This window comes from Taylorella equigenitalis ATCC 35865 (genome assembly GCF_000276685.1).
Classification (GTDB): Bacteria; Pseudomonadota; Gammaproteobacteria; order Burkholderiales; family Burkholderiaceae_B; genus Taylorella; species Taylorella equigenitalis.
Window position 1 is genome coordinate 1,223,331 of record NC_018108.1, and the last position, 17,734, is coordinate 1,241,064.

Below are 17,734 nucleotides of genomic sequence, written 5' to 3' on the forward strand. Positions count from 1 at the left end.
ATGAAAAAACTATTTATTTCATTAGTTTTAGTCCTTCCCTTCGCTCAGGCTTTTGCAGAAGATAAGCAAATTTCAGAAATTAGACAGGATGTTTTAAAAACAATTCCAAAAGTTGAAGAAGTTTGTTCAAATCCAATACCTTTGAATTTTGGAGAAAATATAGTATCAGAATATATTCATCTTGGTTTTTTAAGAAAAACTAATAAGACAAGCCAATCTTCACTAGAGAACGCTGTTTTTAGTGATGGAAAATTAATTGAACTAACAGATGAGGGTAAAAAGTATGCAAAAACTGATTCAAATGGAAAATTAATTTTTTGTGCTGGTAAAGTTGGAATTAAAATCAAATCAATAGAAAAAGAAAAAGAAAACGATAGGCTATATAAAGTTGTTGTAGAAATTGATAAATCCAATCTTGCTGATTGGATTTATGATAAGGGATTTCAACATAGTAGCAACGGTCCATTTATAAAGAATTACACCCCTACAGAAGAAATTCATTTTCTCTTTAGGAGTCGTAAAGATGGTTCTAAAATAATTGAACATTACCATTTAAGTGGACATCCGTTTATATTTAAATATTTCTAACCCCAAATCCCCTCTGATTTAGAGGGTTTTTTGTTGGTATTGATTTTGTATCCCCTCTTATTTAGAGGGGATTTTTTATGGAGAGAAAAATGCGAATGCAGTTTTCGCTTACGGAAAGTGAAAAAAGAGAAAGGCGAATGAAACAGAATAAGGAGTATAAGCTCAAAAAACAAAGGGCTAGAGAGTATTCCTTAGAAGAAGATATGGATCTAGAGATTGAGATACCACTTTCTTATGAAGAGGTTAAAGCAATCGGATTAGATGATCCAGATTATGACACATATTCTGACTTAGTAGAAAAGGAGTAGCAAAAAATGGCAAGTATTAAGGAGAAAAAAGATGACTATATAGATAGACTTGTTGAAGTATTATCTAAGCAGATTGAAAAGAGTAATGCCCCTTGGCAAAAAGAGTGGACAGGCACTGAAAACACAATGCCAGTAAATGCAAAAGAACAAAAGTATAGAGGCACTAATATGCTTAATCTATACGTAATGCAAGATGAAAAAGGCTATACAGATAATAGGTACTACACATTTAATGAGATAAAGAAAAACGGCTGGAAACTAACTAAAGGAGCCAAAGCAGAACAAATCTTTTTTTATAGTGCAATTGAAAAAGAGACTAAAAAAGAAATTGATTCATATAGCCCTAACTATGAAGATAGAGTTAATGAAGAGGGTAAAAAAGAGAGAATCTTTGTGCTTAGGCTATATAGCGTTTTTAATGCTTCTTTAATTGAAGGTGTACCAGAACGTCCCCCAGTAGAAAAGTATGAGTGGGATAAGATTGATGAAGTGGAAAACATCATAAATGGTGCAAAAGAGGATGGATTAAAAATCTTTAATGAATATTCAGATGATTGCTACTACAACTTAAGAGATGATGAAGTGCATATGGCATTAGAGAATCAATTTAAAACACCCCAAAGTTATTATGCAACACTCTTACATGAGATAGGACATTCAACAGGACATCCAAATAGATTAAATCGAGATTTAAGTGGACGGTTTGGAAGTGAAAGTTATGCAAAAGAAGAACTAAGGGCTGAAATAAGTTCATGGCTAGTGAATATGGAGCTTGGCTTAGGTCATGATCCATCAAGGCATGCTAGTTACGTGAAAGATTGGCAAAAATCAATTAAAGATGATAAGAATTTTCTTAAAGAAGCAATAATTGACGCCGAAAAAATCAAACAAAGAGTAATGAAATATGGGCGTGTTTATGAAAGAGAAAACTCAAAAACCCATGAAGAAAAATCCCAAGAATTAGTAATGTAACCCTTCCGAAATGGAAGGGTTTTTTATAAGGAGCTATATATGAGTGTAGATTTAGAGAAACTATCTAATGATTATCAAATCAATGTAAGATACACCGTTGCCTCACGGGAGGACTTATCTCAAGATTTGGTAGCCAAATTAGCCAATGATGAGAGTGAAGTAGTAAGAAGTGCGATTGCAGGGCGTAAGGATTTGAGTGATGAGTTAGTAGAGAAGTTAGCGAATGATAAGGATTGGAGAGTAAGAGAGAAAATCGCCCAAAGGGCTGATATACCAGAATCAATAATTAAACAATTAGCTAATGATGAAGAGGAGGATGTAAGAAATGCCGTTGCCCAGCGAGATGATTTACCCTCTTCTCTAATAGAGAAGCTAGCTAACGATGAAGATGAGTATGTAAGGCGTACGATCGCCCAGCGGGATGATTTATCTCAAGATTTAATAGAGAAGCTAGCTAATGATGAACATTGGTATATAAGAAAAAACATAGCGGAACGGGAGGATTTACCCGCTGAGTTAATAGAGAAGCTTGCTAATGATAAGGATTGGGATGTAAGGTGTACCATCGCCGAACGAGAGGATTTACCTGAATCAGTAATGCAAATTCTAGCTGATGATGAGCTTTGGGAAGTAAGACAAAACATCGCCCAACGCAAGGATTTACCCTCTTCTCTAATAGAGAAGCTAGCAGAGGATGAATATTGGGAAGTAAGACAAAACATCGCCCAACGAGAGGATTTACCCGAATCCGTAATGCAAATTCTAGCGGATGATGAGGATAAATACGTAAGGCGAGCCATCGCCGAACGCAAGGATTTGTCTTCTGAGTTAATCGAGAAGCTAGCTAACGATGAAGATGATGAAATTGCATTTTCAGTAATGTATGAAAATTTTCATTCATTATCTTCTACTTGTCTGGAAAAATTAGCTAATAGTAGGAATGAATACTTCAAGCAAGAAATCGCCTATCATCACGATTTAAGTGCTGAGTTAATCGAAAAATTAGCTAATGATGAAGAGGAGAACGTAAGAGAGGCAATAGCTAAGCGTAATGATTTACCCTCTTCTCTAATCGAGAAGCTAGCTAACGATGAAGACGATTATGTAAGGCGTACGATAGCGGAACGGGAGGACTTATCTCAAGATTTGGTAGAGAAGCTAGCAGAGGATGAACATTGGACTGTTAGAGAGGCAATAGCTAAGCGTAATGATTTACCCTCTTCTCTAATCGAGAAGCTAGCTAATGATGAAGATTGGAGTGTCAGAGGCACCATCGCCCAACGCAAGGATTTATCTGAATCAGTAATAGAAATTCTAGCAAGTGATGAAAACGCAAATGTCAGATACGCTGTTAAAAAAAACCACGGGACAATCCATGAGGAAAAATCCCAAGAATTAGCAATGTAACATTTTTAAAAATAAGTTATGAACGCCCATCTAATTAGATGGGTTTTTTTATGGAAAAGAGAAACTGTATGAAGAAAAAAATAATCTATTTAATGCCCGTTTTAATTAGTGCGTGTGCAACGCATACGCCTGCACCTAAACCAGAAGGCAAGTTATTCCCAATTAATCCAAATCAAGAAAAAGTTACTGAAAGCTATGTAGAACCAGTTAACGAGCAAGCATATAAACCCACTTTTGATTTGGTAACTAAATCAATTGATGTCAAGACGAAAGAAAATATTATTAAGGATAAACCAACAATATATCCAAAACCTACTTTAAGGAAAAAGGTTGAAGTAGTGACTGAACATAAGACAAAAGATGAGGGTAACAAAGAAGTTATCAAAGAAATCGAGACTACTATAACTACAAAACAGGTAGTAGAACCTACTGAATTAAAGCCTACTGTCCCCTTACCTTCTACCCAAATAAAGCCTCTGACTAAGCCAAATCCAGAGGCTGTAGTAGAGACAAAAGTTAAATCAAACAAAGAATCTGACAAATTATTTGAACTTAAAAAGTAAGAGATGAAAATGAGAAAGAGAAAAGATAACAAAGTAACTAACACACCAAATGCCAATGCAAATGCGATAGCAAATAAGATGATTGAAAGTGCTAAGGAATTTGAAAAATCCAAAATCAAAGGCGTAAAAGCAATGAGTAGAGTTGCATGGACGATTACAGCATTAAGCATGGTAATGACGGCACTTGCAATATGTGCGGTTATGCTACTAACCCCTCTTAAAACGGTAGAGCCATATGTTGTTAGAGTTGATAACAACACAGGGCATACGGATATTGTTTATGCCTTAGATGAGCAAAAGATAGACAAAAAAGAAGCAATGGATAGGTACTGGTTGAAAAACTATGTAATTTTCAGAGAGGGTTATGACTGGTATACGGTGCAAGCCAATTACGATACAACAATAGTGTTTAGTGGTGAAAAAGAACAAAAGAGAATACAGCAGTTTTTCTTATCAGATGTAGCCCCTTACAAGGTGTTTAAAAATGATTTTAGGGTAGATGTGAAAATAACCTCTATATCATACGTTGGAGATGTAGCCCAAGTGAGATTTCAAAGGCAAATGTATGATTTGCGAGATCCAACAAAAGAGCCAACAACACAAAAGTTAATAGCAACTATTGGCTATGAGTATGCCAAACGTAAGTTATCCCATGACGATAGCTTAATAAACCCTTTAGGGTTTACGGTTGGGAGTTACACAGTAGATACAGAGAATTAAAAATTAAATAAGGAAAAAGAGAAAATGAAATACTTTTTATCCACTTTTGTAGCGTTTATTTTGCTTATAGCAGGCAATGCATACGCATTAGTTATACCGCAAGGCGGTAAGGGTGATGGGCGTATCCAAACGGCGTTTTACACCCCTACTCAAGTTTATAACATAAAAGCTAGTATTGGACGTGCGGTGCTTATTCAGTTTGAAGAAGATGAGTACTTAGATGAGGAAATGGGATTATTAGGTATGGGAGACGCTACTGCTTGGAACGTGGCAGTAAAAGCAAATAATGTGTTATTTAAGCCTTTATCAGAAAACCCAGATACTAACCTTATTGTTAATACCAATAAAAGAACATATGCGTTTGAATTAAGTGTGTTGCCTAAGGGCAAACAGATGGATACATATGTTTTAAGGTTTACTTATCCTAAAAAACAAATGATTTCAAGAGATGAAGAATTAAGAGATCAAGTATCTAAGGAATTTGCTAATAAATCAGTAAATGTTAAACGCATGAATCAAAACTATTGGGGATATGGTGATGATGAATTGGCACCTACAGCATTATACGATGATGGACGGTTTACGTACTTTGAATTTGATAATAATAAGGACTTACCTAATATCTACAAAATCATGCCAGATGGTACAGAAATGCTTCTTAATTTTACGGTTAAGGGTAATACATTAATAGTTCATCAGCTAAATAAAGAGTTTTACTTACGATTAGGCACGAAGGTATTAGGGATTGTAAATAAAGGATTTGATGTAAACGGAAGGTTTAACTACCACGGTACAGGCAATGAGACTGACGTAAGAGTTCTTAGGGAGAAGAATTAAATGAATAATGGATTTAATCAAGAAACAAATGATTTCACCCTAGCGGATAATATTAATGACCCAACTGTGGAAAGAGGTGAAGTAGATTTAAGCAATTCTAAAAAAGCTAGTTCAAAGGTTAGAAAACTTACCGCTTCTCTTTTGTTTGTAGCAGGCTTAGTAATATTGTTACTTTTATTATTTAGAAGCAACGATAAACCAAAAGTAGTAAATGAGAAGGAACCTGAGGTTGAAGTCAATCCAAGCCGTGATTTTGCAAACGATCAAAGGGATATACTTCAAAAGCAATTGCAAGCCCAAAGAAATCAAATGAAGCCCTCAGTAAAAGAGGAGGCTAAACCTACGGTAATCGGTGAAACACATACAACGGTTGTAGTAAAGCCAACTGAAGAGAATAAAGAGGAGGAAGAGAAAGACCCAGATTTAGAAAGAAGGCTTTCTGGTGAAGTTTTGGTTCCCTTTGATATAAAAAAGCAAGCCTCTAAAGATAGTGAGATTAGTGATAGAGATAATAGAGGGGTTAATACAGAAAGTATTATGTACAATAGAATGACTAGGACTGACACTCATAGCGTGGTAGCAACTTTAAGAGACGATCAAACGTATCTAATGAGAAAGGGTACAAATATAGCATGCACACTTCAAACCAAAATTATTACTACACAGCCCGGTTTCACACAATGCGTTGTAAATCGTGATGTATATAGTGCAAATGGTGAAGTCCTATTAATTGAGCGTGGTTCAATGGTTGTAGGTGAACAAGTCTCTCAACTAACCCAAGGGCAAGCTAGAGTATTTGTGATGTGGAACACAATCGATACACCGTATGGGGTTAAGATTGAAATTGATAGTCCATCAACAGGACCGTTAGGAGAAGCAGGAATAGATTCTCAAGTAGATACGCATTTTTGGAAACGCTTTGGGGGTGCAATTATGCTATCAATGATAGATGATGTAATGGTAAATCTAAGTAATAGATCTAAAAATTACAATAATTTTGAGAATACTACAGAAGCTACAAACGATATGGCTAGTGAAGCCTTACAAAACACAATCGATATACCGCCTACTGGATATGTCAATCAAGGAACACTTATAAATATTATCGTAGCCCGTGATGTTGACTTTAAACCAGTTTATGAAGTCGTTAAGATGAAAAAGTAGATAATAGAAAAAACAATTACCCACTCAAGAGAGTGGGTTTTTTATAAGGAGCTATATATGAGTGAAGAAAAAAGCGTGCGAAGAGCTAATTTGAGAGCAAAACATAAAAGAGATATATATCTACCCTCTTCTCACACACTAATAGAATTAACCGAAAAAGAGAAATTACTTTTAGTTAATTCATCAGTAACAACAGAAAAAACACTAGTAATCCTAGCACAAAATGGAAATTTACGTATAAGAGGCGAGCTATCAATACGTCCAAAATTACCCAAATCAGTAATGGAAATTCTCTCTAATAATGAGCATGAGGAAGTTAGACAATCCATCGCCCTTAGATTAGATTTACCAAAACATTTAATTGTGAAATTAGCAAAAGACCCATACTGGGAAGTTAGAGCTTTTGTAGCCCAACGGGCTGACTTACCCTCTTCTCTAATAGAAAAATTAGCCCTTGATGAACATTGGGCTGTTAGAGAGGCGGTGGCGGGCCGATACGATTTAAGTGATGAGCTTATCGAAGAATTAGCCAATGATGAATATGAATATGTAAGAGGCACCATCGCCCGCAGGGGCGATTTACCGCAACATTTGATAGAGCAATTATCAGAGGATGAAGAATGGATAGTAAGATTTTTCTTAGCCCAACGGGCTGACTTACCTGTATCGGTGATGGAAACCTTATCCCGTGATGAAGATTGGGAAGTAAGGCGTACGATCGCCCAGCGAGATGATTTACTATCTGAATTAATCGAAGAGCTAGCGACTGACGAAGATTGGCGTGTCAGACATACCATAGCCCAACGAGAGGATTTGTCTCAAGATTTAGTCTATAAGTTAGGAAACGATAAATTTTATTTAGTAAGAAGTGTTATTAGAAAAAATTACGTAATTAGCCCTAAGCCTAAAGACGAAACTTTAGAAGTTTAAACCCTTCCGAAATGGAAGGGTTTTTTATAAGGAAATTAAGTAGATGAATATAGCAAAAGAGACAGAAGATTTAATTGGACTAAATGTGAATGTGCATAGAGATAAGGTAGAAATGTGTTTACTTTCTTATTGTGAAAATGAAGAGTTATTACATAATGAAATAGCGGTTGTAGCGGATGAGGAAGGTGTAATTCTATATATCGACTTAGTCGAAGATAAATATTTAGTGGATTTACTTAAAAAAACCGAAGGTGCGGTAAGTGTAGATGTGTATAGATTTCAAGAGAAATCTTCTATTAATTATGAGTTAGACCGTGATTGGTTTTTTCAAGATAAAGAAGATTTAAATAAAAAAGGATACATATACTCAAATTATTTTTATCTAACTAAAGACGGGTTATTGAAATTAGAATTTGAGGAAATTTAGCTAATGAAAATAAATGAGAAGAAAGATAATCAATCCCAAGAAATGGCTACAAAGGAAGAGAGGAAGTGCAATAAACCTTCAAAACCATTTTCAATTATCTTAATGGCGGTGGTTATCGAAGAGCTAGGCTTTTTAGCAATGATTATTTTAATAATCGTCTTAATTATTAAAGGAGTTTAGATTATGAATATAGAAGATTATGGCAAAGAAGTAAGAAGCATATTTGAGAATACCAATGAATATATTCAATATGGGTTTAGTGAAGAGGCAATAGTTGAGTATTTAGATACAGCAATAGCCAAAAAAACTTCTAAATATAGAGATGATGGGTTTTATTTACATCAAGTAGATAGTAAACAATATGTAAGTCATTTTGACCCTACCGATAATTCGATTATTAATTATGGACCTGTATTGGCTGATACATTTGAAGAACAAGTTATGTGGATACTGGAGGAGTGGAATCACCCAGAAGGAAACCTAAGAGATTTTGGATATTCAATAAGAAGTGCATTACGTTCACATGATATAGATGATATAGATTATTTAGATGATATAGAAGACAATGAATATGTAAACCTATTTATAGATGATGGGTATGCGGTTTATGCATATATGGAAAATGAAAAAGGTGAAAGGTTTTTTGATTGTGTAGATACAAGATTACGTAATAGAAATCACAAAATTATTTCTTTTGATAAGTATGAAGCAAAAGAAACTTATGATAATTTGGATAAATCGAAATATGGAGATGTAGAGTATTTTCTAGTAATAGAAAATACACACGATATAACAATGTAACCCTTCCGAAATGGAAGGGTTTTTTATAAGGAGCTATATATGAGTGAAGATTTAGAGAAGCTATCTAATGATGAACATTGGCGTGTCAGGCGTACAATTAGTATTAATTACGGAACTACCCAAGAACCTAAACCGCAAGATTTAACAATGTAACCCACTCAAGAGAGTGGGTTTTTTAATGAGATGAATAATAAAGATATAAGTGTAAGAAATATGCTTGATAAGCTAGGATTGACTAGCTTATTAAGTATTGAAGGAACGACGGAATTAATGATAAACCGCCCTTTTGAGATTTTTTGCGAAAACTCAAAAGGTGTAATTAGGTATGAAATGCCTAATCTTACGCTAGCAAGGTTATATGAATTGGCTAATGTGATGTGTGTGTATAACGGTAAAAACATTATTCCTAAAGATCCAATGCAAAGTGTGACTTTACCAGATGGAGAAAGATGTCATATAGTAATCCCCCCAGCGTGTGAAGATGGAACTGTAGTGTTTTCTATACGTAAGCCATCAGTTAGTAGATTTAGCTTGACTGATTATGTTAACTCTAATAGGTTAAGTGGATTTCAAGATGTGGCTAATGCACAAAGAACTACGGAGGGTATTCTTTTACATCAACATGAACAGCAATTATTGCAATATAAAGAGACACAGGATTTAGGTTCTTTTTTTCGACTTGCTATTGAGAAAAAACTAAATATTTGTATGGTAGGCGGTACTGGTTCTGGTAAGACTACATTTACAAAAGCATTAGCTGATTTAATTCCTCTTGATACAAGAATCATAACAATTGAAGATACACATGAGTTAGATTTACCAAATCATGTAAATCACGTACACCTTTTTTATAAAGAAAACATTACTGCAAAATCGTTAATAGCAACTTGTATGAGGTTAAAGCCAGATAGGATTTTACTTACTGAATTAAGAGGTGATGAAGCGTTTGATTATTTAAGTGCGTTAAATACGGGCCATGCAGGGGGATTAACTTCGGTACATGCAAATGACGCCGAAAGTGTTTTTTACCGTATTACTCAATTAGCTAAAGAAAGCGTGGCAGGGCGGGCGATGGATTATAACTATTTACTTAATATAGTTAGGTCAACTATAGATGTTGTATGTTTTTTTGAAAAAACATACTTAACAGAGCTTTATTACGATCCGATAGCTAAACATACTGCCCTTAAAGGAAGATAATAATTATTTAGGAAAAAATTATATGAAAGAAAAGAAAAAAGGACTAGTCGTAGTCCTTATTTTTTGGCTTGTAATAACCCTTTTAGGGTTGGCATTTGGTGGGTTTATATTTGCATTATTATCAGGAGTTAAGGTGTTTCCCAATCCCGTTATATTGTTTAAATATATGGAATTTTGGGAACTTTTTTACTATAAGATAGGTGTAGGAATTGCTTTTGTATTCTCACTATTTGGGTTGGCTTTAGGGTTTATCGTAGTAAATAAAAAGCCCCGTAGAGAATTACATGGTTCTGCTAGATTTGCAAATAGTGTAGAAATCAAAAACTTTAATCTTTTTGATGAAAAGCATAAAGACCCAGAAATACTTATAGGAAAATTTGATAATAAATTTCTTAAGTGGTCTGGAAAACAATTTGCATTCTTAGCTGCGCCTACTCGTTCTGGTAAGGGTGTTGGGATAGTAATTCCAAACTGCTTAAATTATCGTGATTCCATGGTAGTTTTTGACCCAAAACTAGAAAACTTTCAAATAACAGGAGGTTTTAGAGAAAAGGTTTTAGGGCAAAAGGTTTATTTATTTAACCCTTCAACAAAAGATTTTAGAAGCCATTGTTGGAATCCGATGAGTTATATAAGTCGTGATAAATATCGCATGGTGGGAGACGCCTTGAATATGGCAAACATTCTATATTCAAGCACAGAAAGTGAAGGCGGTGGCGGTAATTCAAAGTTCTTTGCTGAAATGGCTCAAAAGCTATTTACAGGACTTGTGCTTTATATGGTAGAAAGAGAGAATTTAGAAAAAGGCACTGATAATTGGGACGATTCAAAAGTACCTTCAATGTCATTGTTGCAAAGCTTAACAACACAGTATCCATCTGAATACTCATCGTTTGCTAATTGGATTAAAAAATGCGTAGCAGTTGATAAGAATTACTCACAAGCATGTAAGGAAAACTTGATGAGTTATGCAACAACATCAGATCAAACTGGTGCGTCTATACTTTCATCACTAGTAGCCCCACTAAGTGTATTTAGTGATCCGATTGTTCAAAGAGTAACTAGTTCAGATGATTTTGACTTACGGGAAGTAAGAAAACAAAAAATGACTATATATATTGGTATTCAGCCAAATGATATAGCTAAGTTTTCAAGACTTATTAATCTGTTTGTCTCACAATTAATATCATTGAATACAGAAGAATTGCCAGAGCAAAATAAATCATTAAAGTATCAATGTTTATTGTTGCTTGATGAGTTCGCAGCTTTAGGTAAAGTGGATATCATTGAAAAATCCGTCGCTTACATAGCAGGTTATAACTTAAGGCTTTTATTAATTTTCCAAAACATGAGCCAGCTTAATAGGATATATACAAAAGATGGTGCAAGAAGTTTGTCTACAAACTTTGAGTGCCAAATAATATATCCTCCTCGTGATAATGATGACGCTAAGGAATATTCTGAGATTATAGGGTATGAGACATATAAATCAGAAAGTAAATCTAAAAACAAAGGACAGATTGGTAGTTCCTCAACAAGTATAAGCGATCAGAAACGTGCGGTTATGAATCCAGAAGAGTTAAGACAGATGGATAAGAGCGATTGCATTATTTCAATGACGGGGATTTATCCAATACATGCTAAGAAGATTATCTACTACAAAGACCCATTTTTTAAAAAGAGATTGGGTTTTGAGCCATCACCTATTCCGTTAATTAAAGAATTTAAAGAAAGTGATGTAAATAATAGTGATAAAACCGATACTGGTAAATCGGGTGGTATTAATATTGAGCATGCTAAGCAACAAAAGGAAGAAAATCTTGAATATGTAAGTTTATTAGAACTTATGAATGATAGTGATATTGATGTTAAGGAAGTAGTAGAGGAAATTAAAGATACCTTTATAGAAATGCTTTTTCCATCACTTGATGAAGAAGAAAAGGAGAAAATTCAAAAAATCATACCAAGAATTCAGCACGCTTGTGCAACGTCACTTAAAAATACGACTGTTGAAGAAATCATTTCCATAAAAGAGGAAATTAAAGATTCAAAAAATTTAAGTAAACGTGAAAGAAAAAATGACTATGATTTTTGATAATAAACAGCTGTGTGTAAAACCCACTCAAGAGAGTGGGTTTTGTTTTTAAAGGAATGTAATATGCACTTAAAAAAAGAAAAATTAGGATATGAAGAAAGATATACTTTATCTAAAGACCCAAATACTTCTGAAGAGATCCTAAAAGGGTTGGCTAACGATGAATTTATACACGTTAGATACAATGTAGTTCTTAGAAGTGACTTACCTAAATCTATATTAGAAATCCTTGCTAACGATAAATCTTATTCAGTAAGGCAAGCCGTTGCCTCACGGGAGGATTTGCCCTCTTCCCTAATCCAAAAATTAGCAGAAGATATATCATCTCAAGTAAGAGAGGCTATCGCCTCACGTGAGGATTTGCCCCAACATCTGGTAGAGAAGTTAGCAGAGGATAAAAACACAAATGTAAGGCGAAAAGTTGCATGGCGAGATAACTTACCAAAAAAAATAGTAAAGCGATTAGCGAATGATAAATCATCTCAAGTAAGAGAAGTAATAGAAAGAATCCAAGGGATATATCAAGTAAAACCTAAGGAATTAGTAATGTAACCCACTCAAGAGAGTGGGTTTTGTTTTTAATGGAGAATTTTATGAAAATAGAAGAAATAGAAACTCTAAGTTTTGATGAAAAAATAGAGTTAGTACATTCTATGGAAACTTCTGAAGTACAGACATTGATTTTAGAAGAATTAGCTAACGATGAAGATTGGTTTGTAAAAACCGCAGTAGCTAGTTTTTGTTCTCTACCCTCTTCTCTAATAGAGAAGCTAGCTAATGATGAACATTGGGCTGTTAGAGAGGCAATAGCTAAGCGTAATGACTTGTCGCAAGATTTGGTTGAGAAGCTAGCGAATGATACTCACTGGGCGGTTAAATCAGCTATTGCCTCAAAAGAGGAACTATCCCCTTCTTTAGTCGAGAAGTTAGCCAATGATAATTCATGGAAAGTAAGAAAGTCTATTAGAAATAATTATCCGGAGTATTTTGAAGAAAGCCTCTAAGGTAAGTATTTAACAAGGGGGAATGTATGAAAAAGGAAGATATACGGACTGTAGAGAATATAGATGATATGAGTAATATGAGTGAAATAGCCTATTTAGAGAATTTAAGTTTTTCTAAAAAACGTGCACTAATCAAAGACCCAAACACGTCTATAAAAATAATAGAACACTTATCAAATGATAAAGATAAGTGGATTAGATATGCCATTGCATGCTTAGGCAATCTTCCCTCTGAGTTAGTCGAGAAGTTAGCCAATGATAGCGAAAAAGAAGTTAGACGCATTATTCAAAACAATTATGGAAAAACAAAAGGTTTAAAAATTTAAAGGAGTTTAAATTGAGTGAAAAATTAGATACTAAAGAAGTAGATTTAAAAAATTTATCTTATTTAGAGAAAAAAGCATTATTAAAAACCCCTAATCTTTCTATTGAGATTTTAGAAAAGTTAGCATGCGATGAAAATGAGGTAGTCAGATTTGATGTAGCAAGTCGAGAAGACTTGCCAGAACATATTGTCAAGAAACTCTCATACGATAAAAAAGAGATGGTAAGAGAAGCGATAGCTTCTCAAGCCAACTTAAGTGATGAGCTAGTAGAACTTTTAGTAAGTGATAAGTTTTCACAGGTTAGGGCAAAAATCGCCCGAAGGGATGATTTATCTCAAGATTTAATTGAGCAATTAGCATATGACAGTAATTATCATGTAAGAGAAGTTATCAAAAAGAATTTTAAAGCTACATATCAAAAAAGATTCTAAGTAAAAAATACAAAACCCCAAGACTTAACAATGTAACCCTTCCGAAATGGAAGGGTTTTTTATTTGGAGTGAAGGATATGGAAGATATAGATAAAACTACAAGGGCATTAGATTTTATAGATTCATCGGATCGTACAAATTGGATAAGAATGGGTGGCGCTATAAAAAGTGAATACGGTGATTCTGGATTTGAGATATGGAATGGCTGGAGTAAACGGGCAAGTAATTATGAAGAGAAAAGTGCAAAAAGCACATGGCGAAGTTTAAAAGAAGGGAGGATAAATATAGCCTCTCTTTTTTATGAAGCAAGAAAGCATGGTTATAAGGATATTAATAAAACTTATTCCTCTCAAGAGTTAGCCAAAAGGCAGGCAGATTATGCCCTTATAAGAAAAAAAAGAGAAGAAGAATTTAGAGCAAGCCGACTTCTAGAGGCAAAGCAAAAAGAAGAATCGATTAAAGAGAGTTTAAATCGATGGAATGATGGACTTTACTTTAGAGAAAAAGATTGTCACCCATACTTAGTAAATAAGGGCATTAATGACAAAAAAATAAGTAAGTACTTAAAGCAAGAAGGTGCAAATCTTTTAGTCCCACTTAAACGGTATGGATCAGTGGTAGCAATACAGACTATTAGTCCAGAAGGTGTAAAACGCTTTAACAAAAATGCAAGCGTTAAGGGCAATTTCCTAACTTTAGGCAATTGGCATAAAGCCAAAGAGAAAGGAGAAATCCTTTTATGTGAAGGCTTCGCAACGGGTGCAAGTCTTCATCTGGCAACTGGAAAAGATGTTGCGGTTTGTTTTACGGGCAACAACATGGTTGAGGTTGCAAAAGAGTTTGAAAAAGCAAACATACAAATCTACGTCTGTGCAGATGTAGATAGATCAAATGCTGGGTTTAGGTACGCTGAAAAAATTAAGAAATTTAATCCAAAAGCAGAAATTATCTTCCCAGAATTTACAGAAAAAGAGTTATCCGCCCCCAATCCCCCAAGTGACTTTAACGACTTAGCTCAACTACGTGGACTAGAGGAATTAAAGACATATTTTATTAAACCCCAAGAAATGGAGATGTGCTTATGACAAAACAGAAAAGTTATATATCAAGATACTATCAAGGCGAAAATTGGAAAAGTGTAAAAGAGGAATTTCAAACCCCAAGCTCTTATGCTTCACGCTTATTTACTGATATTAGATATCAGGAAAACGATAAAGGAGTTAGAGGTGTAGATTTAGAAAAATGGGTTAAAGAGAACAAAGAGAAATACCCAAAACTTTATGATGATTTAGAAAGTTTAGGAGAAAAAAGAGAGAATCTTTATAGAACCCGTCTAACTGGTAATCCAGTTAATGATGAACATTTTCAAGACCAGCTTTACTACGTAATGAAATGTGCCAAATCCCATGTGTTATTTAATCAAGAGGTTGAAAAAACAATTGCACGTGAACAGGAATTAGCACCTAAAGATTTAACTCAAAAAGAGGTTAAAAATGAAAATCATATTGATGTTTCAAGCATGTTAGCTCAAGTCTCACGTCCATCAGAGGCTCAAATCAATTCATCAGTTAAGGCTGATTTTGATGATGACGCAAGATTTGGAGATATCACAACAATTGGTGAAATCCCAAGTGAACTAATTGTGAAATTAGATGATTTAAAAGGAATTGAGAATAAGGATATAAAACAACTTGCAAAAGCAAGTATTGCTATTGATATGTTTAATGCCGTAATTGATACGATTGATAACAAAAAAAGGGATGACGTAAAGAGAAACTTTACTGAAACTCTGCAAAAAGCCCTTGATAACAATAAGATAAATCTACCCCCTGCCTTTAAAGAAGTATTAGAGAAAAGAGAGAGACAAATCCTTGAAAAAAGAAATCAAGCTCAAAAAGCTAAGTCTCTTAATAAAGATTATGAAGAACCTGTAAGGAACTATCCAACTATAAACATGGTTAGATAGATATTTTTTAATTTTGCCCATAAGAGATGATGGGCATTCAGGTGGTGTAAGTGTAAATACAATTCAAAAGTCGATGGCGGTGAAGGTGCACTATACACATTTGACTAACTTACATTCAAACTTTTTCACTTCTTAGGCCCCCTCTTTAATTAGAGGGGGATTTTTTTATGGGAAAAAATAATATGCAAAAGTCAATTAAATTAAATAATTTTTCTGAAAAAGAAATAGAAGAACTTCAAAAGATTGCCCTTATAAAAACTGGCAAATCCTCCCTTCCTAGTTTAGTAAAAGTATTGCTAAAACAAGAATTAAAAAATCAAAACATTATTACCAATAATAAATACATTGGCTCTAAAACTAATGATGTTGTGAAAATCAGATTAACTAAGGAAGTAAAAAAGGTATTAGAAGCTAATGCTCAAATTGAAGGAATTACAGTCAATAAATATATCGTAGCCCTTCTTAATAATTCTTTAGTTAAAAATGCCCCTAAGCATTTAACATTTTTACAAAGACAGGAATTAAAACAAAGCAATTATCAACTCTATCAAATCGGAAATAACATAAACCAAATCGCTAAAAAACTAAATTCCGAAGGCTTTACAACTAGTGATGAAATAAAAAAATGGTGTAAAGACTTAGTTAACTGGAAAGAATACTTTGACCTACACAAAACAAAGGTAGGCAAACTGATATCAGCAACACCAATCCTTTAAGGAGAATGTAATTATGGCAGGATTAAAAGGCGAATCAGCACGTAAAAAAGCTGAAGATTTATTATTTGGCTACTCTAAAGCTGTTTATACAAAGCCCTCACGCCCGTCTTCATCACGCCCTAAAAAAACATACTCACCTAAGAGAGGGACTTTTAAAAGCGGTAAATCTGCTGTTAAAAACTTAGTTTATGCTTCTAAAAAATCACCAGAAGTCACTGTAAAGGTAACGCGCCCTAAAGGTAATAGTGCAAAAACCATTAAGGGTGTTAAAAACCATCTAGATTACATCTCAAGAAATGGAAAACTAGAACTAGAAGATAAAAATGGCAATAAACACTTAGGTAAGGGTGTAACTAAAGCTATAACCAAAAACTGGAATGAAATCGGATTAATTAAAGATGAAGCTAATAGAAAACAACACCTTAGTATAGTACTGTCAATGCCAAAAGGAACTGATAAAGAAGCCCTATATAAAGCAAGCACTAATTTTGCAAAAGATTTATTTAGTGATAATCATGAATATGTATTGGCACTACACACAGACACTGAAACACCACATGTTCATTTAGCTGTAACGATGATGGGACACAATGGTACTAGACTTAATCCCAGAAAAAATGATTTGTTTGAGTGGCGTGTACTTTTTGCAGAAAAATTAAGAAATGAAGGTATTGAATGTTGTGCAACAAAGAGAGTACACAGAGGTATAACCCAAACACAAAAAAGTGGTATTGTTAAAAGAATTGATGATAGAGGCGATTACTCTTTTGTTAAACATATGCAAGCTATTAACCTTAAAGAACATATAAAAAACGGTACATTTCCTACTAATGAACTGATTAAGAATCAGCAATTCTCAAGAGAGGAAATAGTAAAGGGATATAAAATTTTAGCTAGACAATTGTTTTTAGAGGGTGCGAAAAAAGAAGCAAAAGCTATTAGCACTTTAAGTAAAGAAATGGAAAACAAATCGTTTACCACTCAAGAACAAGAAGAGTTTTTTAAGGCAAAAAAAGGTGAATTTACTAACACCTTTAATGTGTATAGTGCTTTAGAGGATATAAAAAATATAACCAATAAAGATGATATTTTTAATTATCTTAAAGGTAAAAATTTAAGCGATACTCAACTAAAACAATTATCAAAACATTGTTTTATTACGGGCAACAAAAAACAAGCAAGTATAGTTAGTAAATACGCTAAAGAAATTAGTCTTCTAAAGGATATTGAGTTAGTACTTTAAAGAAATAAGTAGTATCTTTTTATATACAAAATTATA

At 33.9% G+C, this 17,734-nt stretch carries 22 protein-coding genes; all 22 read left to right on the top strand.

Going from position 1 to position 17,734, the window contains the following annotated elements; genetic code table 11:
• The 22 genes from KUI_RS05625 to KUI_RS05725 all read left to right on the top strand — a co-directional run bounded on the left by KUI_RS05625 (position 1) and on the right by KUI_RS05725 (position 17,698).
• Positions 1-588, top strand: coding sequence for a hypothetical protein (locus tag KUI_RS05625; RefSeq protein ID WP_013521327.1), 588 nt, complete (start codon positions 1-3; stop codon positions 586-588).
• Between the two features lie 137 nt (positions 589-725).
• Positions 726-896, top strand: coding sequence for a hypothetical protein (locus tag KUI_RS08310; RefSeq protein WP_014840498.1), 171 nt, complete (start codon positions 726-728; stop codon positions 894-896).
• Between the two features lie 6 nt (positions 897-902).
• Positions 903-1,868, top strand: a complete 966-nt coding sequence (locus KUI_RS05635; RefSeq protein WP_013521329.1) for an ArdC family protein — start codon at positions 903-905, stop codon at positions 1,866-1,868.
• 39 nt (positions 1,869-1,907) lie between these two features.
• Positions 1,908-3,275 (top strand): DUF2336 domain-containing protein, encoded by a 1,368-nt coding sequence (locus KUI_RS05640; RefSeq protein WP_013521330.1) that lies wholly within the window; start codon positions 1,908-1,910, stop codon positions 3,273-3,275.
• Positions 3,276-3,343: 68 nt separating this feature from the next.
• Positions 3,344-3,838 (top strand): hypothetical protein, encoded by a 495-nt coding sequence (locus tag KUI_RS05645; RefSeq protein WP_013521331.1) that lies wholly within the window; start codon positions 3,344-3,346, stop codon positions 3,836-3,838.
• A 9-nt stretch (positions 3,839-3,847) separates the two neighbouring features.
• Positions 3,848-4,558: a VirB8 family type IV secretion system protein gene (locus tag KUI_RS05650; protein WP_013521332.1), complete on the top strand. Its 711-nt coding sequence runs from the start codon at positions 3,848-3,850 to the stop codon at positions 4,556-4,558.
• A 24-nt stretch (positions 4,559-4,582) separates the two neighbouring features.
• Positions 4,583-5,395 (top strand): P-type conjugative transfer protein VirB9, encoded by an 813-nt coding sequence (gene virB9, locus KUI_RS05655; RefSeq protein WP_013521333.1) that lies wholly within the window; start codon positions 4,583-4,585, stop codon positions 5,393-5,395.
• On the top strand, positions 5,396-6,559 hold the full coding sequence (virB10, locus tag KUI_RS05660; protein WP_013521334.1) for a type IV secretion system protein VirB10: 1,164 nt from the start codon (positions 5,396-5,398) through the stop codon (positions 6,557-6,559).
• A gap of 57 nt (positions 6,560-6,616) precedes the next feature.
• Complete coding sequence (locus KUI_RS05665; protein ID WP_013521335.1) at positions 6,617-7,489, top strand: HEAT repeat domain-containing protein; 873 nt, start codon at positions 6,617-6,619, stop codon at positions 7,487-7,489.
• 43 nt (positions 7,490-7,532) lie between these two features.
• Complete coding sequence (locus tag KUI_RS05670; protein ID WP_013521336.1) at positions 7,533-7,916, top strand: hypothetical protein; 384 nt, start codon at positions 7,533-7,535, stop codon at positions 7,914-7,916.
• A 3-nt stretch (positions 7,917-7,919) separates the two neighbouring features.
• Positions 7,920-8,096, top strand: coding sequence for a hypothetical protein (locus KUI_RS08315; protein ID WP_013521337.1), 177 nt, complete (start codon positions 7,920-7,922; stop codon positions 8,094-8,096).
• Between the two features lie 3 nt (positions 8,097-8,099).
• Complete coding sequence (locus KUI_RS05675) at positions 8,100-8,717, top strand: hypothetical protein (RefSeq protein WP_013521338.1); 618 nt, start codon at positions 8,100-8,102, stop codon at positions 8,715-8,717.
• A 183-nt stretch (positions 8,718-8,900) separates the two neighbouring features.
• Positions 8,901-9,917, top strand: coding sequence for a P-type DNA transfer ATPase VirB11 (gene virB11, locus KUI_RS05680; protein WP_013521340.1), 1,017 nt, complete (start codon positions 8,901-8,903; stop codon positions 9,915-9,917).
• Between the two features lie 22 nt (positions 9,918-9,939).
• A complete protein-coding gene (locus KUI_RS05685) occupies positions 9,940-12,012 on the top strand; it encodes a type IV secretory system conjugative DNA transfer family protein (protein WP_014840500.1) in 2,073 nt (690 codons plus the stop codon).
• A gap of 63 nt (positions 12,013-12,075) precedes the next feature.
• Positions 12,076-12,564, top strand: coding sequence for a hypothetical protein (locus tag KUI_RS05690; RefSeq protein ID WP_013521342.1), 489 nt, complete (start codon positions 12,076-12,078; stop codon positions 12,562-12,564).
• A gap of 41 nt (positions 12,565-12,605) precedes the next feature.
• Complete coding sequence (locus KUI_RS05695; protein ID WP_013521343.1) at positions 12,606-13,016, top strand: HEAT repeat domain-containing protein; 411 nt, start codon at positions 12,606-12,608, stop codon at positions 13,014-13,016.
• A gap of 26 nt (positions 13,017-13,042) precedes the next feature.
• A complete protein-coding gene (locus KUI_RS05700) occupies positions 13,043-13,342 on the top strand; it encodes a HEAT repeat domain-containing protein (RefSeq protein ID WP_013521344.1) in 300 nt (99 codons plus the stop codon).
• An 11-nt stretch (positions 13,343-13,353) separates the two neighbouring features.
• On the top strand, positions 13,354-13,773 hold the full coding sequence (locus tag KUI_RS05705) for a hypothetical protein (protein WP_013521345.1): 420 nt from the start codon (positions 13,354-13,356) through the stop codon (positions 13,771-13,773).
• Between the two features lie 77 nt (positions 13,774-13,850).
• Complete coding sequence (locus KUI_RS05710) at positions 13,851-14,858, top strand: PriCT-2 domain-containing protein (RefSeq protein WP_100248698.1); 1,008 nt, start codon at positions 13,851-13,853, stop codon at positions 14,856-14,858.
• On the top strand, positions 14,855-15,739 hold the full coding sequence (locus KUI_RS05715; protein ID WP_014840503.1) for a hypothetical protein: 885 nt from the start codon (positions 14,855-14,857) through the stop codon (positions 15,737-15,739). The genes KUI_RS05710 and KUI_RS05715 overlap by 4 nt, the downstream gene beginning before the upstream one ends.
• 167 nt (positions 15,740-15,906) lie before the next feature.
• On the top strand, positions 15,907-16,455 hold the full coding sequence (locus KUI_RS05720) for a plasmid mobilization protein (protein WP_013521348.1): 549 nt from the start codon (positions 15,907-15,909) through the stop codon (positions 16,453-16,455).
• 13 nt (positions 16,456-16,468) lie between these two features.
• Entirely contained in the window at positions 16,469-17,698 is a 1,230-nt protein-coding gene (locus tag KUI_RS05725) for a relaxase/mobilization nuclease domain-containing protein (RefSeq protein ID WP_013521349.1), read from the top strand.
• The last annotated feature ends 36 nt before the right edge of the window (positions 17,699-17,734 follow it).